We start from the raw sequence: 24461 nt of genomic DNA, 5'->3' as shown, positions 1-24461 counted from the left end.
CCATGGTGCTCGCCCATTCCCGCTCAGGCCTGCTCGTCGCGGCCCCGCCGACTCGCGGCCAGCTCGGCCAGGCCCTGGCGCACACGGTTGCCGATGGTCAGCAGCAGCAGGGCCGCGATCAGCAACATCAGCCAGTCGATCCAGGCCAGCGGCAACAGGCCGCTGGCCACCCCGGCGCCGATCACGCCGAAACACACCGCCCGGTCGCTCTTGCCCATCGGGCCGTCGTAGCGGCGCGAAGCGCCGACCATGGTGCCCAGCGCGCCGGCATATTCGCTGATCACCGCCAGCAGCACCACCAGCACCACCCACAGCGGATTGACTCCCGGCAACAGGGCGAACGGCAGGTACAGGCCGCTGTCGGCGATCACGTCGGTGAGTTCGTTGAGGTAGGCGCCCAGGTCGGATTTCTGGCCGAACTCGCGGGCGAGCATGCCGTCCACCGCGTTCAGCGCCATGCGCAGGAACATCCACAGCGGAACGAGGGCGAACAGCCAGAGATGGCTGGCGAAACCGGCGACCAGCGCGCCGACCAGCAGGGACAGCAGGCAGGCCGCCAGGGTCACCTGGTTGGCAGTGATGCCGCGCTGGTAGAGGCGCTGCACGCCGGGACGAAGAAGATTCTGAAAGCGCGGTTTGAGTTGATAGACGGAAATCATGTCAGCCAGTCCTTGTGCCGAGTTGCTTCGGGCACCGACCTGGCGGTCGGCGCCCGCTCCATTCTACGACGTCGATGCGCCGCTAAAAGTGACACACTTTTATGCGTTACGCATGGTCCGTATCAGCGCATCCGTCAGAAATCGCGCTTGAAGAACAGGTCCAGCGAACTGGCCAGGCCGCTCGCCGCTTCGAGATAGAGGCGTTTGGTCAACTGGTAGCGCAAGGCGATGGTATTTGCCGGTTCGAACACTCCAACACCATAGCGCAGGCTGAGCTTGTCGGTGATATTCCCGCTGGCGACCACGCTGGTGCTGTTGCCGGTGCCCTCGGTGTCCAGCTGGAAGTCCTGGATGCCGAGCTGCTTGGCGATTTCCCCGGTGAGCGGTGCGCTACCCGCCAGGCCCAGGGCCAGGGCCGCCTCGCCGAGCATGTTGCTGTCTTCGCCGGTGCTCATCGGCCGCCCCAGCACCAGGTAGGACAGCGCCTGCTCCTGGCTCATCGCCGGTTCGGAGAATACCGCGCTGGTCGGCTGCTCGGCGCTGCCGGTCAGGCGCAGGCCGGCGACCACATCGTCGACCCGGCGGATCGCCTCGATATCCAGGTACGGCTGGTCGATCGGTCCGGCGAAGAACAGCCGCGCCCTACGGATCGTCAGGCGCTGGCCGTAGGCACGATAGCGGCCCTTGTTCAGGTTCAGCTCGCCGCGGGTATCCAGGTTGTCGCCGATGTGCAGGTGGCCGGCCAGTTCGGCGCTGAGGCCGAAGCCGGAGAACGCCAGCTTGTCCTGGCCGACCTCGACATCGATGTCCATCTTCATCTTCAGCGGCTGCTGCTCGGGCTGCTCGGAGCCGACGATCACCGCGTCGTCGGAGACCTTGACCGTCGATGGCGGCAACTGGCGGATGGTGATGTCGCCACGCGGCACCAGGACCTTGCCGGAGATCGCCAGCTCCTGGCCGGCCATGCCGATCTTCAGGTCCGGTTCCACCTCCAGTTGCGCATAGGGATCGACCACCACCGGCAGGCGGTTGCCACGAATGTTCAGGGCGACGTTCAGCGCCTCGCCCCAGCTCAGGTTGCCGGACAGGCTGCCCTGGCCGTACCTGCCGCTGCGCCAGCCGCCGCCGAGTTCCAGGCTTTCGCCAGCGATGCGAGCGTCGAGGGAAAGGTTCTCGAAGCTGGTCGGCAGCTCGCCGCCGCCGATGTTGCCGTCGCTCAGCGTCACCCGTCCGTCGACCCGCGGCGCCAGCAGGCCGCCGGACAGCCGGCCGCTGCCGTTCAGCCTGCCTTGCAGTTTCTCCACCATCGGCACGAACGGGCGCGCCACCGACAGATCGAGGCCGGCCAGGCTGAACTCGCCGCTCAGCGGCTTGCTCGCCGGGCGCGGGTCGATCTGCGCCTGCACCCGCAACTCGCCGAGCTTCGGTCCGCGGAAGTCGAGGGAGGTATCGACGCGGTTGGGCGCCAACCGGCTCTCCAGGCGCAGTCTGTCGTAGCCGACGTCGACCCACTGGCCCTGGTCGCGCAGGCGCAGCGTACCGCTGCCGGCGTCCAGGCTGACCACGCCGCTCGGGCCGCGGGCCGGAACGTCCAGTTGCAGATCGCCGTTCAGCTTGCCCTGCCAGGCGAAATCCTCGGGGAACCATTGCTTCAGGCTGTCCAGCGGGAAGTCGCGCAAGGTGTAGCGCAGCCGCGGCTCGGGCAGCAGGCGCTGCTCGCCGCCGCAGAGGCTGGCGGCGCCGGATACCCAGCAATGTGCGCCGAAATTGACCCTGCCGTCGGCCAACCGCTCCAGGCGCGCCGGCTGCTGTAGCTTCCAGTCCTGGCCGCCACTGCTCAACTCGCCGCGCGCCAGGCGACCGCGCCAGTTGCCGCGCTCCAGTTGCCCGTCGAAGGCCAGGCCGAGCTTGAGCAAGGCACCTTGCAGGTCCAGTTCCAGTTGCTGGCGGCGTTGGTCGCCGCGGGCATTGGCCTTGAACAGGCCGAGATCGGTTTCGCCGCTGCGCAGGCCGGAAGCGACCAGCGCCAGGGTGCCGTTCTGCCGGGCATCGAGGTTCGCCTGCAGGTCGAGGCCGGCGATGCGCTGCTCGGCGTAGGCGATCTGCTGTCCCTTGAGGTTCAGCCTGCCTTGCGGCGCCGCGAGGCTGCCAGCCAGGTCGAGGCGTCCGTCGAGGCGACCGAAGAGTTGCGGCCAAAGCTGGCCGAGACGGTTCAGGGCGATGTCCAGGCGGCCTTGCAGGCGCTGGTCGAGCGCCCCGCTGCCCTGCACCTTGTTATCCCCCAGGCGCAGGTCGAGGTTGCCCAGCGTCCAGCGCTGCCCCTCGCCTTCGGCGCGCGCCTGGAATAGCGCCGGCTGGCCGCGCAGGCGGCCCTTGACGTCGAGATCCACGCCCAACGCCAGGCGCTCGTCGCGAACACTTCCCTGGCTGCGCAAGGGACCGGCCAGTGAACCCGGCAGCTCGGCGACCCAGTACGCCGGGTTCAGTTCGCTGAGCTGCAGGGCGGTATCCCAAGCCACGCCATTGTCGAAACGCAACGTCACCCGGCCCTCGGCCTGGCCTTGCCCGGCGCGGAGCTGCAACGACGGCAGGTTGAGCTGGACGAGGTCGCCGGACACCGGGCTGGCCAGCGTGAAGTCGCCCGCCGGACCGCTCGCCGCCGCGCTGAAATTGCCCAGGTAGCGCTGGTCCTGGTAATGCACTTCCGCCTTGAAGGTCTTCAGCGTCACCGGCGGCGGCTCCGCCAGCGGATACAGGCGCAGCCAGGGGAAGTCCTTCCAGTCCAGGGTCGCGTCGGCGGCCAGGCTTTCGCGCCAGTCCAGGCGTCCGACCAGCTCCAGGCGCTGCTCGCCGCCAGCGTCCAGGCGCAGTTGGCGGATATCCGCGCCCTGGGCGTCGACCCGCCCGTCCAGGCTCAACGCCACCGCCCCGCCCTCGCCCGGCAGGCTGGCGCCGCCGCGGATCAGGTAACCGCTCTTGAGATCGCCGCCGGCATCGAGCTGGATGGCATTCAGGGTCAAGGTGTCCGGTAGTCCGGCCGTACCCTTGAAACCGTCGGCGCGGATCAGCAATCGTGCCGGCAGGTTTTCCGCCAGCGCCTGCAACTGTCCTTCCAGGCTGCCGTCCAGGTAACCGCTGCTGCGGCCTTTCAGGGTCAGCGCCTGCTGCAGCTCACCGCCGACCTGGACGGCCAGCTTCCACGGCTTGCCTTCGGGAGCGGGCAGGCCGAGCGTGGCTTCGGCCTGCAAGGGCCAGTCGCCGCTCGGCTGCAAGCGCCCCTGGAGCGCCAGGTCCAGGCCGAAGCCCCGCGCCGTCAGCGAGTCGATGTGCAGGCCGTCGGCCAGCCAATGGGCCGCCAGCTTGAGTTCGGCGACCTGCTGGTTGCCGTCGAGCAGGAAGCTGCCGACCGCCACTTCGCCGAGTTCGATGCTCAGCGGCAGTTTCAGCGTCGGCAGGCTGATCGGCCCGCTGTCGGCGCTGTCGCCGCTCGGCGGCAGGTCCAGCGCGACCCGCTCGGCGGCCACCCGCTGCAGGCACAGGCGCAGCCCCGCCAGGCAAGCCGGCGACCAGCGCAGTTCCGGCCGCTCGACGACCAGTTGCGTACCGTCCTGCGCCCAGGACAGCCGCTGTGCCTGCCAGGCGCCACCGAGGCGACCCTCGAAGCCGCTGACCTGCAGGCCCGGCACGCGGCCGAGCAGCCAGGCGCTGCCGGCCTGGGTGCCGAGCAGCGCAGCGAGTCCCAGGAGCAGCGCGAGGAGCAACCCGACTATGGCCAGCAGGGTGATCTTCAGCGCCTTCACAGTTCTGGCCCCATGGAGAAGTGCAGGCGGAAACCGCCGTCGTCGTCGAGCGCATGGGCCAGGTCGAGGCGCAACGGGCCGACCGGCGAGACCCAGCGCACGCCGAAGCCGACCCCGGTCTTGATCGACGGGAAGTCCAGCGAGTTGAAGGCGTTGCCCTGGTCGACGAAGGTCGCCAGGCGCCAGCGCTCGGCCAGCGGATATTGATACTCGACGCTGCCGGCGATCATGTAGCGGCCGCCGATCTTGTCGCCATCGGAATTCTCCGGCGACAGCGTCCGGTAGTCGTAGCCGCGCACGCTCTGGTCGCCGCCGGCGAAGAAGCGCAGCGAGGGCGGGATCGACTTGTAGTCGTTGGTGGCGATTCCGCCTACCTGCAGGCGGCCGAGCAGGCGATGGCCGCCGGCGAAGCTGGTCAGGCCCTTGGCCATGGCGTCGACATGGAGTACGTCGGCGTCGGCCAGCAGGCCTTCCTTCGCCCCCTTGACGTTGAACTGCAGGCGGTAGCCATGGCTGGGGTCGACCTTGTTGTCGGTCTCCAGCAGCGAGTAGCCGATCCCCGGCATCAGGAAGCTGCTCAGCCCGGAGTCGTCGCCCAGCTTGTACTCCTCGCGCATCCAGTTCAGCGAAACCACCCGCTGCCAGCCATCGGGCTGCTTGCTGTGCCATTCGCCGCCAAGGGTCAGCAGCTTGCTCTCGGTGTCGACCAGGTCTTCGAACTGGTAGCCGCTGGTGAAGCGCAGCTTGTCGGTGAGCGGCGGATCGAGGGGAATCTCGTACCAGGCGCCGACGTTCTGCCGTGGTGCGGAGATTTCCGACTCGAATCCCAGGCTATGCCCTTCGGCATTCACCCAATGGCGGGTCCAGTTGAACCTCGCGCGCGCCCCGACGTCGGTCGAGAAGCCGAGGCCGACGCCCATGGTCCGGGGCTTGCGCGCGTCCAGCCGGACCGCTACCGGGATCGCCTGGCGCGCGCCGTCGGCCTGCGCCTGGGTCGGCGCGGCGTCGACCCGCACGCCCTCGAAGTAGCCGCTGGATTGCAGGTTCTGGTTGAGTTCGGCGATCAGTTCGGAGTCATAGGGTTGGCCGGCCTTGAACGGCACCATGCGGCGCAACAGTTCTTCCTCGATGATCGAGTCGCCGTCGAAGCTCACCTTGCCGAAGGTGTAGCGCTGGCCGCTGTCATAGACCAGGTCGATGTCGGCGATGCCGGCGCGCGGATCGATGCTCAGGCGCTGGGTGCTGAAGCGGCCCTGGAAGAAGCCGTAGCGCGAGGCCTGGTTCTGGATCAGCCGCTTGGCGTCCTCGTAGACACCCTGGTTCAGCTTCGCGCCCGGTTTCAGCTGCTTGCCCGACGGCAAGCGGAAGCTCTCCAGGCTGGCGGCCTCGCCGAGCACCTGGATGTTCACCTGGCGCAGGCGCACGGGCTCGCCGGGCACTACCTTGAGCGTGAGCTTCGGCGGCTTGCCATCCTTCACCTCGCTGTCGATCTGCGCCTGGAAGTAGCCGAGCGCCTGGGCCGCCTTTTCCGCCTGCGCCTCGGCATTGCGACGGAAACGTTGCAACGCCGCCTCGTCCCGCTCGCCGAGGCTACCCACGTAGGCCTCGATATTGGCCTTCAGGGCGGCATTGGCGGGGGTGACGCGCACGCTAAGCTGGCTCTCCGCGAAGGCGGCCGTACTCAGGCACAGCAGCCCGGCCAGCGGGAACCGGAACAATCCTTGAGTCAGTCTCATGGCGCGGATGCTACGCAGGCGGGTGGCGCGCGTCCAGATTTGCGCGGACGCCGCCGACCACCTCCTGACATTCGGGTTTTATGACGCCAAGCGCCTGACAGGCATGGCTTTTCTCGCGCGTCCGGGGGAACGCTCAGGTCGCCGCCGGCGTCTCGCCAGGATGCAGGAGGACGTGCTCGCGCACCGCTCCCAGCGTCACTTCGCCGATCTCGCGGTAGCCGTGCCGCTGGTAGAAGTCCAGGTAGCGCGCATTGCCAGTATCCAGGACCAGCCCCTGCGAAGCGGAGTCCTCGGCGCACCAGCGCTGCACGGCCGCCAGCAACTGCTCGCCGATCTGCCTGCCCTGGTACTCGGGATGCACGCCGAGCATCGGCAACTGGTGATGGGGGCCGACCGGCAGGCAGGCCTGCACCGCCCGGTGGTAATCCAGGTAGCGCCGGGTCGCGGCCAGGCCGACGCTGAACAGCATGCGCAGGCGCCAGCTCCAGCTCTCGGTGATATCCAGGCGCCGCTGCGGCGGCGTGATCAGGGCCGCCGCGACCAGCCGATCGTCGATGAACAGGCCGATGGCCGGCAACTCTTCGCCCAGATGGCGCTCGACCATCTCCCGGACGCAGGCACGCACGCGCTGGTCGTAGCCGGCGCGCTGCGCATCCATCAGGTAGGCGAAGGTCGGTTCGTGGCGGTAGGCGTGGTAGAAAAGCGAGCGGACTTCGCGGCTATAGCCGTCGTCGAGCAGACGGACATCGGTGACCTGATCAGGCATGGAACGCATTCCTTGTCGGCCGCCGGCGCAGCGACACGCACGCTTCGCCACGGCGATTGGTCGAGCGGATGGCCTGGCCATCCCCGTCCGCGGCAGACCACAGGGCCGGCAAAGCGCCAAGCCACACAGCCATCGGGTACCCGGCGGACACTAGCACAGCGCCTCCAGGGTCGCCAGGCATCCCCCGGCTGGGCTAGCATTCCTGTTTTTGCCAGGACGCCCACCATGAAAATCGTCTCTTTCAATATCAACGGTCTGCGCGCCCGGCCGCACCAGCTGGCGGCGCTGATCGAGCGGCACCAGCCCGACGTGATCGGGCTGCAGGAAACCAAGGTCGCCGACGACCAGTTTCCCCAGGCCGAGATCGAGGCGCTCGGCTACCACGTCCACTACCACGGGCAGAAAGGCCACTACGGCGTCGCCCTGCTCTCCCGCCAGGCGCCCCTGGAACTGCACCGCGGCTTCCCGAGCGACGGCGAGGAGTCCCAGCGTCGCTTCATCTGGGGCACCTTCAGCGACGCCCAGGGCAACCCGATCACCGTGATGAACGGTTACTTCCCGCAAGGCGAGAACCGCGAGCATCCGACCAAGTTCCCGGCCAAGCAGCGCTTCTACGCCGATCTCCAGTCGCTGCTGGAGAACAGCTTCAAGCCCGAGCAGGCCCTGGTGGTGATGGGCGACATCAATATCTCGCCGGAGGACTGCGACATCGGCATCGGCGAGGAAAACCGCAAGCGCTGGCTGAAGACCGGCAAGTGCAGCTTCCTGCCGGAAGAGCGCGAATGGCTGGCTACCTTGAAGAACTGGGGCCTGGTCGACAGCTTCCGGGCCCTGAATCCGGAGGTGAACGACCGCTTCAGCTGGTTCGACTACCGCAGCCGTGGCTTCGAGGACACCCCCAAGCGCGGCCTGCGCATCGATGTGATCCTGGCCAGCCGGGTGCTGCAGTCGCGCTTCAAGGACGCCGGCATCGACTACGACCTGCGCGGTATGGAGAAACCCTCCGATCACGCCCCGATCTGGCTGGAACTGGCCTGAGACCCAGCCTAAGGAAAAGGCTCATCCCCGGATGAGCCTTCAGGCGGTCGCTGCCTGGCCCGGGCGATCTCGCCGACGCCCCCCTATCCGGCGCGCGACCTTTCCCTCAGGCAGGATTGTCCACCCGCGGCCCCTTCAGCTCCACTCGATTGCCGTCCGGATCGAAGAAGTATAGCGACCAGCCGTCGCCCTCGGCGCCGAAGCGGATTTCCGCGGGAACCTGCGGGACCAGGCCGAACCCCTCGAGATGGGCGATCAGCGCGGCCTCGTCGAACGGCTCGATGCGCACGCAGAAATGATCGACGTTGCGCCCTTCCCCACCCGGCGCCGCACCGCCCTCCCGGCCGAGCGACCCGGACACCGCGACCAGGTCGAGCATCGACGTGCCCAGGCGCAGATGGGCCAGCTCCAGGTCGTCGCGCCACTTCACCACCACGCAACCGAGGACATCGCGATAGAACGCGATGCTGCGTTCCAGGTCGCGGACCCGCAGGACGATGTGATCGAGACGTTCGACGACGAAGGGTTGCATGGTCATTCACCTCTAGGACCGTGGACTATGGCGAGACTTTAGCCAGCACACCTCGGGTTGATAATGCTTTAATCCCTGATTCATTGATTACTGACAGTGAATTATCCCTGTGGATCACCTCACCGCCCTCAAGGTCTTCCGCGCCGTGGCCGCGAATGGCGGCTTCGCCGCCGCGGCCCGGCAGATGAATCTCTCGCCGGCCGCCGTGAGCAAGAACGTCGCCGAGCTGGAAGCGCACCTCAAGGTGCGCCTGATCAATCGCACCACCCGCAGCATGAGCCTGACCGAGGCGGGCGAAGTCTACCGGCAGCGCCTGGAGCGCATCCTCGACGACCTTGAGGCCGCCGACGCCGCGCTCACTTCGATGCAGCAGGGCCCCAGCGGCCTGCTGCGGGTCAGCGCCCCGCTGACCCTCGCCCTCACCTGCCTGACCCCGGCCATTCCGGCTTTTCTCCAGCGTTATCCGGACCTGCGCCTGGAACTGCTCCTGCAGGACGGCCGCCAGGACCTGATCGCCGAAGGCATCGACCTGGCCCTGCGCGGTAGCGACCGGGTTGCGGACTCCGGCCTGGTCGCCCGCCCGCTGCTAGTCTTGGAGCACGTGCTCTGCGCGGCGCCGGCCTACCTCGGTCAGCATGGCCAGCCGCTGCGGCCGGAGGCCCTGCGCGAACACGAGTGCATCCGCTTCAGCCTCTCTGGCCATGCCGACCGCTGGACCTTCCGCAAGGAACGCGAGTGCATAGCGGTGCCTATCGCCGGGCGTTACCGGGTGTCCTCCAGCCTGGCGGTGCGCGATGCCCTGCTCGCCGGCTTCGGCTTGAGCCTGATCCCACGGCTGTACGTACAGGCGGAACTGGCCGAAGGCCGCCTGGTTGAATTGCTGGCCGGCTGGAAGGCCGACGAGACGGCGATCCACGCGGTCTATCCATCACGCCAACTGGCCGGCAAGACCCGAGTGTTTCTCGACTTCCTGACCGAGACAATGGCGCAGGGCCATGATTCCCCAACGCTGTAACCTTAGCGTCACCCGTCTGACTTAATCTCGCCGGCAAATTCCCTTCCCCCATAGAAGACGATGCCCGCGATGCCACACCGCCAGCGCGCCAGTGACAAAGACCTCTGGAGCCGTACCCTGAGCCTGGTTTTCCTCGGATTCCTCTGTTACGCCTTCCGCTGGACGGTATTCGCCGCCCCCTTGCCGATCCCCTCGGACGACACGCCGGCGCTGCGCATCCAGGGTTCCAACACCATCGGCGCAAAGCTCCTGCCGGCCCTGGTCGAGGGCCTGATGGAAGAGGAAGGCCTGGAGGATATCCGCCGTACCCCCGGAGAACGGGAAAACGAACTCCATCTGCTCGGCAAGAGCCGCGACGGCCGCCTGGTGAGGGTGGAGCTATCCGCCCACGGTTCGAGCACCGGCTTCGCCGCCCTCCTCGAACGCCACGCCGAACTCGCCGCGGCCTCGCGCCCCGTCAAGGACAGCGAAGTTCGCGCCCTGGCCGGCTTCGGCGACCTGCGCAGCCCATATGCCGAGCAGGTGATCGCCATCGACGGACTGGCGATCATCCTGCATCCGGACAACCCGCTGGCCTCGCTGGACACCGCGCAACTGGCGGCGGTGTTCGCCGGCGAGGTGCGTACCTGGGAAGAACTGGGCGGCAAGGGCGGCGCCATCCGCCTGTACGCTCGCGACGAGCAGTCCGGCACCTACGACACCTTCAAGGAACTGGTGCTGGCCAGTCACGGCAAGAGCCTGGCCAGCGACGCCCGCCGCTTCGAATCCAACGATCGGCTGGCGGCCGCGGTGAGCGCCGATCCGCACGCCATCGGCTTCGTCGGCATCGCGTCGGTGGGCCGGGCCCGCGCCTTGGCCATCGCCGACGGCGAATCGCTGCCGATGGCGCCCCAGGAAAGCCTGATCGCCACCGAGGACTACCCGCTGTCGCGCCGCCTGTTCCTCTACCTGAAGCCCGGCGAGAAGAACCCCTGGGCCCAGGCCCTGGTACGTTTCGCCCAGGGCCCGCGCGGCCAGGCGATCGTCACCCGCAGCGGCTTCGTCGCGCAGAAGATCCAGGCGGTGCAGATCGCACCGCGCCCGCAGATGCCCGCCGAATACCGCAAGCTCGCGGAACAGGCGCGGCGCCTGACGGTGAACTTCCGCTTCCAGGAAGGCAGCGCGCTGCTCGACAACAAGGCACTGCTCGACGTACAGCGTTTGCTGGACTACCTGCGGCAAAATCGGAAGTTGCAGGAGCGCACCGTGCTGGTGGGCTTCGGCGATCCCAAGTCCGACGCCGAGCGTTCGGTCCTGCTTTCGCGTCTGCGCGCCATGGCCGTGCGCCGCGAACTGGCCCGCGGCGGCGTGAGTTTCCGCGAGATCGCCGGCTTCGGCGACGAGTTGCCGGTCGCCAGCAACGACCAGGAACTGGGCCGACAGAAGAACCGGCGGGTGGAAGTCTGGGTCTACTGAACGCTGTAGCACTTTGTAACCTCGCCGTTTTGCCGGCGCCCGGAGCCTGGTTTATTTTTTCCGAGTGACTGCGGGCCCCTCTGACGGTAAGCAATTGCCGCCATGTCGGAGTCACATGACCATCCGACAATTCGAAGCGAGGGGGCCCAATGGCAGCTCTGCATGCATTTCTCACCGAACCGTTCCTCGGTACGGCTATCTGGTTCTGGCTGGCCTTCCTGGCCATCGTCATCGTTCTCCTGGTCCTCGACCTCGGCGTGCTGCAACGCGACCACCACGAAATCGGCGTGCGCGAAAGCCTGCTGCTGTCCGCCGGCTACTTCGCCTGCGGCCTGGCCTTCGGCGGCTGGGTCTGGTACGCCTTCGGCCCCACCAGCGCGGTGGAGTACTACACCGGCTTCCTGGTCGAACAGTCGCTATCGATGGACAACGTGTTCGTCATGGCGATGATCTTCAGTTTCTTCGGCATCCCCCGCCGCTACCAGCACCAGGTGCTGTTCTGGGGCATCCTCGGCGCCATCGTCCTGCGGGCCATCATGATCGGCCTGGGCGCCGCGCTGGTGAAGGAATTCGACTGGATCATGTACGTGTTCGGCGCCTTCCTGCTGTTCAGCGGCGTGAAGATGCTGTTCAACAAGCACGAGGAAGAACCCGACCTGGAGCACAACCCGGTGCTGCGCTTCCTGCGCAAGCACATGCGGGTGACCAAGGAACTGCACGAGCATCACTTCTTCGTCCGCCTGCCGGACGCCAGCGGCAAGCTGGTGCGCTACGCCACCCCGCTGTTCTTCGCCCTGGTGCTGATCGAGCTGGCCGACCTGGTGTTCGCGGTGGACAGCGTGCCGGCGATCTTCGCCATCACCCAGGACCCGTTCATCGTCTACACCTCGAACATCTTCGCCATCCTCGGCCTGCGCGCCCTGTACTTCTCGCTGGCGGCGATGATCCACCGCTTCGTCTACCTGAAATACGCCCTGGCCCTGGTGCTGGTGTTCATCGGTGCGAAGATCATGCTCCATGGTGTGATCGGCAAGATTCCCGCCGGCCTCTCGCTTGGCGTAACCTTCGGCCTGCTGGCGGGCGGTATCCTGCTCTCCCTGCTGAAGACCCGCACGCCGAAAGCCACCGTCGAGGACAAGGCCGAACCGAATGCCGAACACGCTCTGGATCGAACGTCTGGACACCCACGCTGAACCTTTCTGGCGGGTCCGCCTCGGCACGCGTGGGATCTGCTTCCGCAACGAGCGGGCGGCCCGCGAGTTCGCCGCCCTGCTGCACAGCCGTCGCGCGTGGCAGCTGGAACGCAACGCCGAGGAAAAAGGGGCGGACTCCCCGGAATGAAAAAGGCCCGCACCCGCGGGCCTTTCCCCTATACCACAGCCGTCAGCGGCTGCTGCGCAGCATCTCCCTGGGCACGTACTTGCCCAGCTCGAACTTGCCGATCGCCGCGCGGTGCACCTCGTCCGGACCGTCGGCCAGGCGCAGGGTGCGCTGCATGGCGTACCAGTAGGCCAGCGGGAAGTCGTTGGAAACCCCGGCGCCACCGTGCATCTGGATCGCCCGGTCGATCACCTTCAACGCCACGTTGGGCGCCACCACCTTGATCTGGGCGATTTCGCTCTGGGCAATCTTATTGCCCACGGTATCCATCATGTAGGCGGCCTGCAGAGTCAGCAGGCGCGCCATGTTGATCTCCATCCGCGAGTCGGCGATGTGGTCGATGTTGCCGCCCAGGCGCGCCAGCGGCTTGCCGAACGCGGTACGGCTGACCGCGCGCTTGCACATCAGTTCGAGGGCGCGCTCGGCCATGCCGATGGAGCGCATGCAGTGGTGGATGCGGCCCGGGCCGAGGCGCCCCTGGGCGATCTCGAAACCGCGGCCCTCGCCGAGGATGACGTTCTCGTAGGGCACCCGCACGTTCTCGAACAGCACTTCGGCATGGCCATGCGGCGCGTCGTCGTAGCCGAACACCGGCAGCGGACGGAGGATCTTCACCCCGGGGGTATCGACCGGTACCAGGATCATCGAGTGCTGCTGGTGGCGCGGCGCGTCCGGGTTGGTCAGGCCCATGAAGATCAGGATCTTGCAGCGCGGATCGCAGGCGCCGGAAGTCCACCACTTGCGCCCGTTGATCACCCAGTCGTCGCCCTGGCGCTCGGCGCGCGCCTCCATATTGGTGGCGTCGGACGAGGCCACGCCCGGTTCGGTCATGGCGAAGGCCGAGCGGATCTCGCCGCTCAGCAGCGGTTCCAGCCAGGTGCGCTTCTGCTCCTCGCTGCCGTAGCGCACCAGCACCTCCATGTTGCCGGTATCCGGCGCGGCGCAGTTGAAGGGTTCCGGCCCGATCAGCGAACGGCCCATGATTTCCGCCAGCGGCGCGTATTCGTGGTTGGCCAGCCCGGCACCATACTCGGACTCGGGCAGGAACAGGTTCCACAGCCCTTCGGCCTTGGCCTTGGCCTTCAGCTCTTCCATGATCGCCGTCGGCTGCCAGCGGTCGCCCTCGGCGACCTGGCGCTCGAACACGGCCTCGGCGGGATAGACATGCGCTTCCATGAACGCGCTGACACGTTCACGCAGCTCCTGGACCTTGGGGGAATAGGCGAAATCCATGGGGGATACCTTCTGACGGGTTGGCAGGCGAGGCATCGGACAAAGGCGCTGGTAACGATGCCGGAACAGGGCTTAAGATTTGCCCAGTCTATTTTTTCCGTCCATGAACATTCATGATCCATATGGGGGTCATCCAAGCCCCCAATAACAAGAAAAGTCGCGGAGCCAGTGCCATGAACCTGAACAAAGTCGACCTGAACCTGTTCATCGTGTTCGATGCGATCTATACCGAAGCCAACCTGACCCGCGCCGGGCAGATCGTCGGCATCACCCAGCCAGCCGTATCCAACGCCCTTTCCCGCCTGCGCGAGACCTTCAACGACCCGCTGTTCGTGCGCACCGCCCAGGGCATGGTGCCGACCCCGATGGCGCAGAACATCATCGGCCCGGTGCGCAACGCGCTGCAGTTGCTGCGGGTTTCGGTGCAGGAGAGCCGCAGCTTCGATCCGCAGCAGGCGAACAAGACCTACCGCATCAGCATGACCGACCTCACCGAGGCGGTCATCCTCCCCCCGCTGTTCCAGCGCTTGCGCCGCCTGGCGCCGAACGTGCATATCGAGAGCTTCCTCGCCAAGCGCCGCGAGACCACCAAGGAACTCGCCGCCGGCCGCCTCGACTTCGCCGTCGACGCGCCGCTGAACACCGATCCCCAGGTGCGCCACGTCAAGCTGATGGAGGACCGCTACGTCTGCGCCATGCGCCGCGGCCACCCACTGGCGGGCAAGCCGAAGCTGGCCCTGGACGATTACCTGGGCCTGACCCACATCCATATTTCCAGCCGCCGCAGCGGCCTCGGCTACATCGACCTGGCGCTGGGCAAGATGGGCATCCAGCGCAAGATCGCGCTGCGCTCGCAGCACTACCTGATGGCCTCCACGGTGGTCCAGCAGACCGACATGGCGATGACCGTGCCGGAACGCTTCGCCCGTCACCACGACCTGCACTACGCGGTGCTGCCGGTGAGCGACGTGCCGAAACTGGAAACCCACCTGTACTGGCACGAGAGCACCGACCAGGACCCGGCCAACCGCTGGATGCGCGAACAGATCATCGAGCTGTGCCAGCAGGTCACCGCGCGCGAGAACAAGGCGGCACAGCCGGCGTGAGCGCCTGCCAAGGGGCGTAGGGCGAACGAGGCCACAGTCGTTTGCTTCCGAGGCGCCTCAGCGCGCCCTCTCCCTGAAGGGAGAGGGCGCCGTTGCGGAAACGACGGATAGTCGCCGCTACAGGCTGCGCGCGATCACCAGGCGCTGCACGTCGCTGGTGCCCTCGTAGATCTGGCAGACCCGCACGTCCCGATAGATGCGCTCCACCGGGAAGTCCTTGAGATAGCCGTAGCCACCGAGGGTCTGGATCGCCGCGGAGCAGACTTCCTCGGCCATTTCCGAGGCGAACAGCTTGGCCATCGAGGCTTCGGTCAGACACGGCAGGCCGGCTTCGCGCAGGCTGGCGGCGTGGTGGACCATCTGCCGCGCCACGGCGATGCGGGTAGCCATGTCGGCCAGGCGGAAGGCCACTGCCTGGTGCTCGATGATCGGCTTGCCGAAGGTTTCCCGCTCGTGGGCGTAGTCGCGCGCCGCCTCGAACGCCGCGCGCGCCATGCCGACCGCCTGGGCGGCGATGCCGATGCGGCCGCCTTCGAGGTTGGCCAGGGCGATGCGGTAGCCCTCGCCCTCCTCGCCCAGGCGCAGCGCGGCCGGGATACGCAGGTCGTTGAAGGCCAGCTGGCAGGTGTCCGAGGCGTGCTGGCCGAGCTTGTCCTCGATCCGCACCACCTCGTAGCCGGGCGTGTCGGTGGGCACGATGAACGCGCTGATGCCGCGCTTCCCGGCATCCGGATCGGTGACCGCGAAGACGATCACCATCCCCGCGTGGCTGCCCGAAGTGATGAACTGCTTGGCACCGTTCAGCACGTAGTGGTCACCGTCGCGGCGGGCGCGGGTCTTCAGGAAGCTGGCGTCGGAACCGGCCTGCGGCTCGGTCAGGGCGAAGGCGCCGAGCATCGAACCCTGGGCCAGCGGACGGAGGAAGCGCTCCTTCTGCTCGGCGCTGCCGAACTTGTGGATCGGCATGCAGCCGACCGAGTTGTGCACGCTCATGATGGTCGAGCAGGCGCCGTCGCCAGCGGCGATCTCCTCGAGGGCCATGGCGTAGGCCAGGTGCCCGGTCTGCGCGCCGCCCCACTCCTCGGGCACCAGCATGCCGAGGAAGCCGAGGTCGGCCATCTCGCGAATCGCCTCGGCCGGAAAACGGTGCTCGCGGTCCCAGTCGGCGGCGAACGGTTTCAGCCGTTCCTGGGCGAACTGCCGCGCCATGTCACGGATCTGGATCTCTTCTTCGCAGGGAATCATCGCGGGTTCCTCTTCTTCACTGCCTGCATCAGCGCAAGCGCTCGACGGCGATCGCGGTCGCCTCGCCGCCGCCGATGCAGACCGCCGCCACGCCGCGTTCCAGGTCGTACTGCTGCAGGGCGTTGAGCAGGGTCACGACGATCCGTGCGCCGGACGCGCCGATCGGGTGGCCCAGCGCACAGGCGCCGCCGTGGACGTTGAGGCGTTCGTGGGACAGGTCGAGGTCGCGCATCGCCGCCATGCCGACCACGGCGAAGGCTTCGTTGACCTCGAACAGGTCGACCTCGCCCAGCGACCAGCCGGTACGCTGCATCAGGCGCTTCACCGCACCGACCGGCGCGGTGGGGAACAGGTTCGGCGCGTCGGCGAACGAAGCATGCCCACGGATCGCCGCCAACGGCGCGAGCCCGCGTCGCTCGGCCTCGGAAAGGCGCATCAGGACCAGCGCGGCGGCACCGTCGGAAATCGAACTGGAGTTGGCCGCGGTCACCGTGCCGCCTTCGCGGAACGCCGGCTTCAGGGTCGGGATCTTGTCCAGCCGGGCCTTCGGCGGCTGCTCGTCGCTATCCACCAGGCGCTCGGTCTTGCCGGCGGTGACCGTCAGCGGCACGATCTCGGCCTGGAAGCGCCCGTCGCGCATGGCTTGCTGCGCGCGGGTCAGCGAGGCCACGGCGAACTCGTCCTGTGCTTCGCGGGTGAAGCCGTAGGCCTCGGCGCAGTCCTCGGCGAAGGTGCCCATCAGGCGGCCCTTGTCGTAGGCGTCTTCGAGGCCGTCGAGGAACATGTGGTCGAGCACCTTGCCGTGGCCCATGCGGTAGCCGCTACGGGCGCGCTCCAGCAAGTAGGGCGCGTTGGACATGCTTTCCATGCCCCCGGCCAGCGCGACCCCGGCGCTGCCGGCGAGCAACGTGTCGTGGGCGAGCATCAGCGCCTTCATGCCCGAGCCACACATCTTGTTCAGCGTCGAGCACGGCGTGCCGCGCGCCAACCCGGCGCCAAGCACCGCCTGGCGCGCCGGCGCCTGGCCCTGGCCGGCGGCGAGCACGCAGCCGAGCACGGCCTCGTCCACTTCGTCGGCTTGCAGGCGCGCCCGCTCCACCGCGGCGCGCACCGCCGCGGCGCCGAGGGTAGCGGCGTTGACGTCCTTGAAGTCGCCGAGGAAGCCGCCCATCGGGGTGCGGACGGCGCTGACGATGACGATCGGATCTTCGCGGGTCATGGGATCTTCCTCCTGTATTAGCGGGCGGCCATGCGGATGGCGCCGTCGAGGCGAATCACTTCGCCGTTGAGCATGCTGTTCTCGATGATCTGCCGGACCAGCGCGGCGTATTCGTCCGGACGCCCCAGGCGCGGCGGGAACGGCACGCTGGCGCCGAGGGAGTCGCGCACCTCCTGGGGCATGCCGGCCATCATCGGTGTCTCGAAGATGCCCGGGGCGATGGTCATCACTCGGATGCCGAAGCGCGCCAGCTCGCGGGCGATGGGCAGGGTCATGCCGACCACCCCGCTCTTCGAGGCGGAATAGGCGGCCTGGCCAATCTGCCCGTCGAACGCCGCCACCGAGGCGGTATTGACGATCACCCCGCGCTCGCCGCCCTCGTCCGGCTGGCCCTGGGACATGGCCTCGGCGGCCAGGCGCAGCATGTTGAAGCTGCCCACCAGGTTGATGTCGATGACCCGGCGGAAACTCTCCAGGGCATGGATGCCATTGCGTCCGAGGACCTTCTCGGCCGGCGCCACGCCCGCGCAATTGGCCAGGCCATGGAGGCCGCCGAAGGCCTCCAGTGCAGTGGCCACGGCCTGGCGGCCGTCGGCCTCGCTGGCGATGTCGGCCCTGACGAAGCGCGCCTGGGCGCCAAGCTCGGCGGCCTTGGCCGCGCCGGCCTCGGCGTTGATGTCGGCCAGCACCACCTTGCCGCCCTGCTCCACCAGCATCTTCGCGGTGGCGGCGCCGAGCCCGGAGCTACCGCCGGTGACCAGGAACACTCGATTTTCGATACGCACGTCGTTTTCTCCTGCTGAATCAGTTCGCGGCGGCCGCCTGTGGGGCCGCCTCGCGTTGCCGGGCGATCTCCTGGTTGCGCAGGAGAAAGCGCTGGATCTTGCCGCTGGGGGTCTTCGGCAGTTCCTCGAGGAACTCGATCTCCCGCGGGTAGGCGTGCGCCGACAGGCGCTGGCGCACGTATCGCTGCAGTTCGTCCGCCAGTTCCGGCGTCGGCCGGTGGCCGGCGCAGAGCACGACGAAGGCCTTGACCAGTTCGGTGCGCTCCGGGTCGGGCTTGCCGATCACCGCCGCCTCCATCACTGCCGGGTGTTCGATCAGCGCGCTCTCCACATCGAACGGGCCGACCCGGTAGCCAGAGGTGGTAATGACGTCGTCGGCGCGGCCGACGAAGCTGATGCTGCCGTCTTCGTTGAGTTCGACGGTATCGCCGCTCAGGTAGTAGTCGCCGACGAAGGCTGCGGTTTCCAGGCCCTGGTAGCCGGGGAACCACATCAGCGGCGAACGCCGCCGGTCGAGGGCGAGGATGCCCGGCTGGCCGGGCGGCAGTTCGTTGAGATCGTCGTCCAGCACTACCACCCGGTGCCCGGGACAGGCGAATCCGGCGGCGCCGACCCGCACCGGATGCGCCAGGGCATGGTGGTTGCACAGCACCATGCCCAGCTCGGTCTGCCCGTAATGGTCGTGGATGGTGGTGCCGAGCCTGTCGGCGAACCAGCGGATCACCTCCGGCGTCAACGGCTCGCCGGCGCTGCTGACCGCGCGCAGGCGCCCCTTCAGCGCAGTTTCCGCGGCCGCGCCGGCGGCCATCAGCAGGCGATAGGCGGTGGGCGATCCGGCGAGGTTGGTGATGCCGTAGTCACGGATGATCCGGCAGGTGCTTTCTACGCTGAACGGCCCTTCGTAGAAGGTGGTCGGATGGCCCATGGCGAGGGGACCGGCGACAGCGTAGTAGAGGCCGTAGGCCCAGCCCGGATCGGCGAGGTTCCAGAAGGCGTCCTCGGGGCGCAGGTCCACCGCCTCGCGCAGGTAGCCGACGAAGGCGAGGATCGCCTTGAGCGGCACCGGCACCGGTTTGGCCAGGCCGGTGGTGCCGGAGGTGAACATCATCAGGAACGGATCCTCGCCGCTGCGCGGAACCGGCTCGAATTCGGCCTGATAGCGCTCCAGCTCGGCCCAGAAGCTGAAATCGCCGCGACGGATGCCCTGCCCCTTCGGTCCGCCGACGGTGACGGCCAGAGGCGGATCGGCGAGTTCGTCGAGCTTGTCGCGGTTGGCCGCATCGGTGACCAGCACCTTGCTGCCGGCGGTCGCCACGCGGTGTTCGATGGCCTTCGGGCCGAAGGCGGTGAACAGCGGCTGGTACACCGCGCCCAGGCGCCAGGCGCCGAAGATGGTGACCAGCAGCTCGGGCGTGCGCGGCAACAGGCCGGCGACGCAATCGCCCGGGCGTACGCCCTGGGCCTGGAGGAAATTGGCGAAACGTCCGGAGAGCGCTTTCAGCTCGCTGAAGGTATAGCTGGCGCGACTGCCATCCTTGCCCTCCCAGAACAACGCGATCCGACCCGGCAGGGCATGCCGGTCGCAGCATTCGACGCAGGCGTTGAGCGCCTGGAGCGTGCCGGAAAGCGTGGCGGCGGCGGTCCGCTGCAAGTCGAACCCGGCGGCAGTGGTGGCGTAGTCGCGCATTGCAGGACTCCTCGGCTTGTTTTTGTATGGAGTAGCCGGAATCTTCACGCCGTGGCTGGCGCGGGGCAATGTCGAAAGGCTTCAATCTGCCTGAGCGGTTTGGACAATCCGGGCTGGCTGCCTGTCCCCCCGAACCGTTCGCGACATACCGCGGATGATGCTGCGCGGCATTCGCCCTATCGACGGCCGAGCGTTTCGGACAAGACGCCTGACGACTCGGCCGACGCGGTTTCCGCCGCGACCTGCGCCCGGTACTGCCCGGGGGTCGAGCCGGTCCACTTCTTGAACGCCTTGTGGAACGCGCTGCCATCGGCGAAGCCCAGCTCCAGCGCCAGTTCGGCGAAATTCGCCGCGCCGGCGTCCAGCCGCGCGATGGCCAGGTCGCGGCGGACCTGGTCCTTCAGCGCCTGGTAGCTCTGCCCTTCCAGGGACAGCTTGCGGCGCAGGGTCGAGGGCGCCATGAAGAAATGCCCGGCGAGCGCGTCCGCGTCCGGCCAGCGTCCCGGCCGCAGGCTGCGCAGGTAGGCCTTGATCCGCGCCGCCAGGCTCTGCGGATCGCGATAGCGGACCAGGATGTTGGCCGGCGCGCCGAGCAGGAAGCGTCGCAGCTCCCGCTTGTCGCGGCGGACCGGCAGAGCCAGGCAGTCGGCATTGAACAGCAGGCGGCTGAGGGGACGGGAGAAACGCAGGTTGTCGCTGAACATCACCCGGTAGTCCTCGATGTAGTCCGGCTGCGGACAGCGCAGGTCGATGGCCAGGATCGGGATGCGCCGGCCGACCAGCCAGCAGGCCAGGCCATGGGTGATCATCCACAGGGTGAAGTAGGACAGCGCTCGCCCGTACCGGCCCGGCGCCTCGTCGAGGACGATTTCCGCCAGGCCGCCGCGGCGCTGCAGGCGCGGCTGGAAGTCGTCGAACTGCAGGCAGAGGAATCGCAGGATGCCGGTCAGCGCCGGTTCCAGGGTCTGCTCGTGGATCGCGCAGCGGCTCATGAAAGCGAAGCTGCCACTCTTCAGGCGCCGCGCGTCCATGCCGAAGAACTCGTCGTCCATGCGCCGAGCCAGATCCAGCCAGAGCCGCGAATAGGCGTGCGAGGTGACCCGCGCGTAGGGTTTGCCGAGCAACTGCGGATCGATACCGGCGGCCTGGAGGACCTCCCCCTCCTCGCCGCCCTGCCGGCGCCACTCCACCAGCGCCTCGCCGACCAGGCGCACCGAGATGGTGCCCTTGGTGCTCGCCTGAGTCTCGCCGTCGTTCTTCACCCGTCCCTCTCGCCTCGCTGCGCGCCGCCCGCCACCTTAGCGCAGGAGCGGGGCGCGGCTCCATCCTCTCAATCGCGCCCCTGGCGCAGCGCGAGCAGGCGAATCTCTTCGATGCTGACTTCGCGCATGCGGAACTTCTGGATCTTGCCGGTAACGGTCATCGGGAACTCGTCGACGAACTTGAAGTGGCGCGGGATCTTGAAGTGAGCGATACGCGCCTTGCAGAACGCCCGCAACTGTTCGTCATCGGCGTGGTGGCCCGGATGCAGCTTGATCCAGGCGACGATTTCCTCGCCATAGCGCTCGTCGGGGATGCCGATCACCTGCACGTCGGCCACCGCCGGGTGAGTGAAGAAGAACTCCTCCAGTTCGCGCGGATAGATGTTCTCGCCGCCGCGGATGATCATGTCCTTGCTGCGCCCGACGATCCGCACGTAGCCGTCGTCGTCCATCACCGCCAGGTCGCCGGTGTGCATCCAGCGCGCCGGGTCGATGGCCTCGGCGGTGGCCTGGGGGTCGTTCCAGTAGCCGAGCATCACGCTGTAGCCGCGGGTGCACAGCTCGCCGATCTCGCCGCGCGGCACCACCCTGCCCGTCTGGTCGACGATCTTGCTCTCCAGCCTCGGCTGGGTGCGTCCGACAGTGGTCACGCGCAGCTCCAGGCCATCGTCCGGACCGGTCTGCAGCGACACCGGGCTGGTCTCGGTCATGCCGTAGGCGATCTGCACCTCGGCCATGTGCATGTCGCCAATGACCCGCCGCATCACCTCGATCGGGCAGGTGGCGCCGGCCATGATTCCGGTGCGCAGGCTGGAAAGGTCGAATTCGCGGCGGCGCGGATGATCCAGCTCGGCGATGAACATGGTCGGTACCCCGTACAGCGCGGTGGCGCGCTCCTCGGCCACGGCCAGCAGGGTCGCCTCGGCGTCGAAGCTGGGCGCCGGGTAGATCATGGTCGAGCCGTGGGTGACGCAGCCGAGGTTGCCCATCACCATGCCGAAGCAGTGATACAGCGGCACCGGGATCACCAGGCGGTCTTCCGCGCCGAGTCCGAGGCTTTCGCCGACCATGTAGCCGTTGTTGAGGATGTTGTAGTGGCTGAGGGTGGCGCCCTTGGGGAAGCCGGTGGTACCGGAGGTGTACTGGATGTTGATCGGCTCGTCGAACTGTAGCGAGGCCTGGCGCTGGCGCAGTTCCTCGGCGCCTACCGCGGCGGCCAGCCCCGGCAGGCCCTGCCAGTGCAGGAAGCCCGCCGGCGCCCGCTCGGCCAGGCTGATCACGCCGCGCAGCTCCGGCAGGCGCTCGCTGGCCAGTTCGCCCGGACGCGCCCGCGCCAGCTCCGGCAGCAGGTCGCCGAGCATCGCATGGTAGTCGCTGGTCTTGAAGGCGTCGGCGCAGATCAGCCAACTGCAACCGGACTGCTTGAGAGCGTATTCCAGCTCACTGCTGCGGTATGCCGGGTTGATGTTCACCAGGACCGCGCCGACCTTGGCGCTGGCGAACTGGGTAATGCACCATTCGGCGCAGTTCGGCGCCCAGATCCCCAGGCGTTCGCCGGGGCGCAGGCCCAGGGCGATGAAGGCACGGGCGTAGGCATCGACCCGCTCCGCCAGTTGCCGCCAGCTGTAGCGCAGGCGTTGATGCCGCACCACCAGCGCCTCGCGCTCGGCATGACGCGCGACGGTGGCATCGAAGGCGTCGCCGACGGTGGTCGCCAGCAAGGCGACATCCTGGCGACCCGAGGTATAGCTCGGCTGATTCATGGCTTTCCCTTGTTGTGGTTGTTCTGGGAATGTCGCTGAACCGTCGTCCTGCGCCGCCGGGGCGCTACGACGGACACCGGCGAACGGTGTCGGTGAAGTCGATGAGCATGTTTACGTTAACGTAAAGGTAAACGCAAGAGGCTTGTCCGCCCGGGGCCGCTGGTCCCGGCGTGAACCAGCGGAACGGCGTACAATGGGCGGTTTCTCACAGGAGCACAGCATGACCCCGGAAATCGCCATCGGCCTGGTGACGGCCCTCGGCCTCGGTGCGCTGGTCGGTCTCGAGCGGCAATGGCGACAACGCTCTTCCGGCATGGCCACCCACGCGATGGTCGCACTCGGTGCGGCCAGCTTCTCGATCCTGCCGCTGTTGCTCGACAACGAGGTCAGCGTGACCCGCATGGCGGCCCAGGTAGTCAGCGGCATCGGCTTTCTCGGCGCCGGCGTGATCATGCGCGACGGCCTCAGCGTACGCGGCCTGAGCACTGCGGCGAGCATCTGGAGCACCGGCGCGATCGGCGTACTGGCCGGCAGCGGTTTCATCCTGGCGGCCTGCATGACGACCGCGCTGATCGTCATCGCCAACCTGTTCCTGCCCGCTCTCGGCCGGGTGGTGGACCGCCACACCTCGGGCGAGGCCGAGCAGGAGCGCTTCTACCAGATCAGCGTGTCCTGCGAGGCGCGCAACGAAGCGCTGGTGCGCATGCAGTTGCTGCAACGCATGGGCGACAACCGCCTGAACCTGCAGAGCCTGGAAAGCCACGCGCTGAAAGGCAGCGGCAACGTGGAAGTGAACGCCGTGGTGTTCACCCTGCACAAGGAGGATTCGCTGGTGGAACAGATGGTCGGCGAGCTGTGCCTGGCACCGCAGGTCACCGCCGCCAGTTGGGTGATGAATCCCGCCGCGGAATGAACCGGCGAATTTAGGTTGCCCATTCTAGACGCTTCGCCGCAGGCTTTTCCCACCTCCAGACAAGAACAAGCCGGAGTGAACCACACCACCACTGCCTGTTTCGTGGACGGGGCGAGCCGCCCCGCGGGGAGGAGTCATGCGCTTGCGTTGTTTCTTGCGAGGTTGCCGCTGGGACGAAGGTAGCCTGGTCACGGTAGGCCCCGACCTGATGCTGCGCCAACGTTGCCGGCGTTGCGGCGCCCATCGCTATCTCAGCGTCGAGGCGCCGCCCGAGGAAGCCTGAGCGACGCCGGTCGCGTCCAGGCGTCGAGCGGCTGGCCCTTCAGCGCAGGACCAGGCTGGCCCGGGTGCGCAGGTAGCTCTGCCGGTAGACCACGCTGTTGGCCGGACTGGCGGTATATACCAGGGAGTACATCGCGCGCTGTCCCAAGGCCATCGCCACGATCTGGGTCAGCAGCACCTCGTTGCCCTGGCTGATCCGGCAGTGGGTCTCCAGCGATGCCAGGCCGCCGAGGTTCGAGCGGATCGGTGTGGTGCAGCGCGAGCCCAGCCCGGCCTTGCGGTAGCCCGATTGGACGACATCGAAGACACTCTGGAACTGGCCGTCGATCTCCACCGACTCCTCTTCCATCATCTTCAGGCTGAGCAACTCGATGCTGGCTTCCTTCTCACCTCCCGGCCCGAGCTTGGTCGCCAGTTGCCGGGAGCCCAGTTGCTCCACGTCGCTGGCCTCGGGTGGGATGCTCTCGGTGATCACCTGCCAGCCGGCCGGCCAGTCGACCTCGGGCTGATAGCCACTGCTGGCGCAACCCGCCACAAGCCCCGCCACTACCACCAGCGCCAAGCCGGACGCCTTGCTTCTCATAG

Annotated in this window: 21 protein-coding genes; 8 read left to right on the top strand and 13 right to left on the bottom strand. The window is 67.6% G+C overall.

The window, feature by feature from the left end:
* Window positions 1-23: 23 nt before the first annotated feature.
* The 4 genes from HMPREF2924_RS16215 to HMPREF2924_RS16200 all read right to left on the bottom strand — a co-directional run bounded on the left by HMPREF2924_RS16215 (window position 24) and on the right by HMPREF2924_RS16200 (window position 7042).
* Window positions 24-659 (bottom strand): CDP-alcohol phosphatidyltransferase family protein, encoded by a 636-nt coding sequence (locus tag HMPREF2924_RS16215; RefSeq protein ID WP_003131272.1) that lies wholly within the window; start codon window positions 657-659, stop codon window positions 24-26.
* 134 nt (window positions 660-793) lie between these two features.
* On the bottom strand, window positions 794-4459 hold the full coding sequence (locus tag HMPREF2924_RS16210) for a translocation/assembly module TamB domain-containing protein (protein WP_003131271.1): 3666 nt from the start codon (window positions 4457-4459) through the stop codon (window positions 794-796).
* Window positions 4456-6195, bottom strand: a complete 1740-nt coding sequence (locus HMPREF2924_RS16205; RefSeq protein ID WP_003131269.1) for an autotransporter assembly complex protein TamA — start codon at window positions 6193-6195, stop codon at window positions 4456-4458. Before HMPREF2924_RS16205 ends, HMPREF2924_RS16210 begins: the two co-directional genes overlap by 4 nt.
* A 133-nt stretch (window positions 6196-6328) precedes the next feature.
* Window positions 6329-7042 (bottom strand): GNAT family N-acetyltransferase, encoded by a 714-nt coding sequence (locus HMPREF2924_RS16200; RefSeq protein WP_003139068.1) that lies wholly within the window; start codon window positions 7040-7042, stop codon window positions 6329-6331.
* 144 nt (window positions 7043-7186) lie between these two features.
* Here HMPREF2924_RS16200 and xthA point away from each other — a divergent pair, with 144 nt between their 5' ends.
* On the top strand, window positions 7187-7999 hold the full coding sequence (xthA, locus tag HMPREF2924_RS16195) for an exodeoxyribonuclease III (protein WP_003089983.1): 813 nt from the start codon (window positions 7187-7189) through the stop codon (window positions 7997-7999).
* A gap of 106 nt (window positions 8000-8105) precedes the next feature.
* On the opposite strand, the gene HMPREF2924_RS16190 is transcribed toward xthA, so the two are convergent.
* Entirely contained in the window at window positions 8106-8537 is a 432-nt protein-coding gene (locus tag HMPREF2924_RS16190) for a VOC family protein (RefSeq protein WP_003131260.1), read from the bottom strand.
* 94 nt (window positions 8538-8631) lie between these two features.
* Between HMPREF2924_RS16190 and HMPREF2924_RS16185 the strand changes: the two genes are divergently transcribed.
* The 4 genes from HMPREF2924_RS16185 to HMPREF2924_RS16170 all read left to right on the top strand — a co-directional run bounded on the left by HMPREF2924_RS16185 (window position 8632) and on the right by HMPREF2924_RS16170 (window position 12342).
* Window positions 8632-9546 (top strand): LysR family transcriptional regulator, encoded by a 915-nt coding sequence (locus HMPREF2924_RS16185; RefSeq protein ID WP_078463404.1) that lies wholly within the window; start codon window positions 8632-8634, stop codon window positions 9544-9546.
* 60 nt (window positions 9547-9606) lie between these two features.
* Window positions 9607-11001, top strand: a complete 1395-nt coding sequence (locus HMPREF2924_RS16180; protein WP_074197724.1) for a substrate-binding domain-containing protein — start codon at window positions 9607-9609, stop codon at window positions 10999-11001.
* 149 nt (window positions 11002-11150) lie between these two features.
* A complete protein-coding gene (locus HMPREF2924_RS16175; protein ID WP_003089993.1) occupies window positions 11151-12194 on the top strand; it encodes a TerC family protein in 1044 nt (347 codons plus the stop codon).
* A complete protein-coding gene (locus HMPREF2924_RS16170) occupies window positions 12151-12342 on the top strand; it encodes a hypothetical protein (RefSeq protein ID WP_003089995.1) in 192 nt (63 codons plus the stop codon). The genes HMPREF2924_RS16175 and HMPREF2924_RS16170 overlap by 44 nt, the downstream gene beginning before the upstream one ends.
* 42 nt (window positions 12343-12384) lie before the next feature.
* Here the strand turns inward: HMPREF2924_RS16170 and HMPREF2924_RS16165 are convergent, their stop codons facing one another.
* Entirely contained in the window at window positions 12385-13614 is a 1230-nt protein-coding gene (locus tag HMPREF2924_RS16165; protein WP_003089998.1) for an acyl-CoA dehydrogenase, read from the bottom strand.
* 173 nt (window positions 13615-13787) lie between these two features.
* Here HMPREF2924_RS16165 and HMPREF2924_RS16160 point away from each other — a divergent pair, with 173 nt between their 5' ends.
* On the top strand, window positions 13788-14720 hold the full coding sequence (locus HMPREF2924_RS16160) for a LysR family transcriptional regulator (RefSeq protein WP_003090000.1): 933 nt from the start codon (window positions 13788-13790) through the stop codon (window positions 14718-14720).
* 117 nt (window positions 14721-14837) lie between these two features.
* Here HMPREF2924_RS16160 and HMPREF2924_RS16155 read toward each other — a convergent pair whose 3' ends face one another.
* From HMPREF2924_RS16155 to HMPREF2924_RS16130, 6 genes are all read right to left on the bottom strand, one after another.
* Entirely contained in the window at window positions 14838-15965 is a 1128-nt protein-coding gene (locus HMPREF2924_RS16155; protein ID WP_003131257.1) for an acyl-CoA dehydrogenase family protein, read from the bottom strand.
* A 28-nt stretch (window positions 15966-15993) separates the two neighbouring features.
* Complete coding sequence (locus HMPREF2924_RS16150; RefSeq protein ID WP_003108823.1) at window positions 15994-17184, bottom strand: acetyl-CoA C-acyltransferase; 1191 nt, start codon at window positions 17182-17184, stop codon at window positions 15994-15996.
* A gap of 17 nt (window positions 17185-17201) precedes the next feature.
* Window positions 17202-17969, bottom strand: a complete 768-nt coding sequence (locus tag HMPREF2924_RS16145) for a 3-hydroxyacyl-CoA dehydrogenase (protein ID WP_003090005.1) — start codon at window positions 17967-17969, stop codon at window positions 17202-17204.
* A 19-nt stretch (window positions 17970-17988) separates the two neighbouring features.
* Entirely contained in the window at window positions 17989-19656 is a 1668-nt protein-coding gene (locus HMPREF2924_RS16140) for an acyl-CoA synthetase (RefSeq protein ID WP_003131255.1), read from the bottom strand.
* A 176-nt stretch (window positions 19657-19832) separates the two neighbouring features.
* On the bottom strand, window positions 19833-20918 hold the full coding sequence (locus HMPREF2924_RS16135; RefSeq protein ID WP_003131253.1) for an AraC family transcriptional regulator: 1086 nt from the start codon (window positions 20916-20918) through the stop codon (window positions 19833-19835).
* A 68-nt stretch (window positions 20919-20986) separates the two neighbouring features.
* A complete protein-coding gene (locus HMPREF2924_RS16130) occupies window positions 20987-22681 on the bottom strand; it encodes an AMP-binding protein (protein WP_003131251.1) in 1695 nt (564 codons plus the stop codon).
* 220 nt (window positions 22682-22901) lie between these two features.
* Between HMPREF2924_RS16130 and HMPREF2924_RS16125 the strand changes: the two genes are divergently transcribed.
* A complete protein-coding gene (locus tag HMPREF2924_RS16125) occupies window positions 22902-23594 on the top strand; it encodes an MgtC/SapB family protein (RefSeq protein ID WP_003102512.1) in 693 nt (230 codons plus the stop codon).
* Window positions 23595-23730: 136 nt separating this feature from the next.
* A complete protein-coding gene (locus tag HMPREF2924_RS35920) occupies window positions 23731-23877 on the top strand; it encodes a PSPA7_2676 family Cys-rich small protein (protein ID WP_003090016.1) in 147 nt (48 codons plus the stop codon).
* Between the two features lie 39 nt (window positions 23878-23916).
* Here HMPREF2924_RS35920 and HMPREF2924_RS16120 read toward each other — a convergent pair whose 3' ends face one another.
* Window positions 23917-24459: a DUF4946 domain-containing protein gene (locus HMPREF2924_RS16120; RefSeq protein WP_003090018.1), complete on the bottom strand. Its 543-nt coding sequence runs from the start codon at window positions 24457-24459 to the stop codon at window positions 23917-23919.
* Window positions 24460-24461 lie beyond the last annotated feature (2 nt).

The sequence above is a fragment of the Pseudomonas sp. HMSC063H08 genome (assembly GCF_001813645.1).
Taxonomy (GTDB): Bacteria; Pseudomonadota; Gammaproteobacteria; order Pseudomonadales; family Pseudomonadaceae; genus Pseudomonas; species Pseudomonas aeruginosa.
Note: the sequence above shows the minus strand (reverse complement) of the source record. Positions and strands in the feature narration are given on the sequence as shown.

Bases quoted from the DNA above. Each gene is read 5' to 3' on its own strand.
- HMPREF2924_RS16215 (WP_003131272.1), bottom strand. From the start codon at position 659: ATGATTTCCGTCTATCAACTCAAACCGCGCTTTCAGAATCTTCTTCGT.
- HMPREF2924_RS16205 (WP_003131269.1), bottom strand. From the start codon at position 6,195: ATGAGACTGACTCAAGGATTGTTCCGGTTCCCGCTGGCCGGGCTGCTG.
- HMPREF2924_RS16200 (WP_003139068.1), bottom strand. From the start codon at position 7,042: ATGGCCAGGCCATCCGCTCGACCAATCGCCGTGGCGAAGCGTGCGTGT.
- xthA (WP_003089983.1), top strand. From the start codon at position 7,187: ATGAAAATCGTCTCTTTCAATATCAACGGTCTGCGCGCCCGGCCGCAC.
- HMPREF2924_RS16190 (WP_003131260.1), bottom strand. From the start codon at position 8,537: ATGACCATGCAACCCTTCGTCGTCGAACGTCTCGATCACATCGTCCTG.
- HMPREF2924_RS16180 (WP_074197724.1), top strand. From the start codon at position 9,607: ATGCCCGCGATGCCACACCGCCAGCGCGCCAGTGACAAAGACCTCTGG.
- HMPREF2924_RS16175 (WP_003089993.1), top strand. From the start codon at position 11,151: ATGGCAGCTCTGCATGCATTTCTCACCGAACCGTTCCTCGGTACGGCT.
- HMPREF2924_RS16170 (WP_003089995.1), top strand. From the start codon at position 12,151: ATGCCGAACACGCTCTGGATCGAACGTCTGGACACCCACGCTGAACCT.
- HMPREF2924_RS16165 (WP_003089998.1), bottom strand. From the start codon at position 13,614: ATGGATTTCGCCTATTCCCCCAAGGTCCAGGAGCTGCGTGAACGTGTC.
- HMPREF2924_RS16160 (WP_003090000.1), top strand. From the start codon at position 13,788: ATGAACCTGAACAAAGTCGACCTGAACCTGTTCATCGTGTTCGATGCG.
- HMPREF2924_RS16155 (WP_003131257.1), bottom strand. From the start codon at position 15,965: ATGATTCCCTGCGAAGAAGAGATCCAGATCCGTGACATGGCGCGGCAG.
- HMPREF2924_RS16150 (WP_003108823.1), bottom strand. From the start codon at position 17,184: ATGACCCGCGAAGATCCGATCGTCATCGTCAGCGCCGTCCGCACCCCG.
- HMPREF2924_RS16140 (WP_003131255.1), bottom strand. From the start codon at position 19,656: ATGCGCGACTACGCCACCACTGCCGCCGGGTTCGACTTGCAGCGGACC.
- HMPREF2924_RS16130 (WP_003131251.1), bottom strand. From the start codon at position 22,681: ATGAATCAGCCGAGCTATACCTCGGGTCGCCAGGATGTCGCCTTGCTG.
- HMPREF2924_RS16125 (WP_003102512.1), top strand. From the start codon at position 22,902: ATGACCCCGGAAATCGCCATCGGCCTGGTGACGGCCCTCGGCCTCGGT.
- HMPREF2924_RS35920 (WP_003090016.1), top strand. From the start codon at position 23,731: ATGCGCTTGCGTTGTTTCTTGCGAGGTTGCCGCTGGGACGAAGGTAGC.
- HMPREF2924_RS16120 (WP_003090018.1), bottom strand. From the start codon at position 24,459: ATGAGAAGCAAGGCGTCCGGCTTGGCGCTGGTGGTAGTGGCGGGGCTT.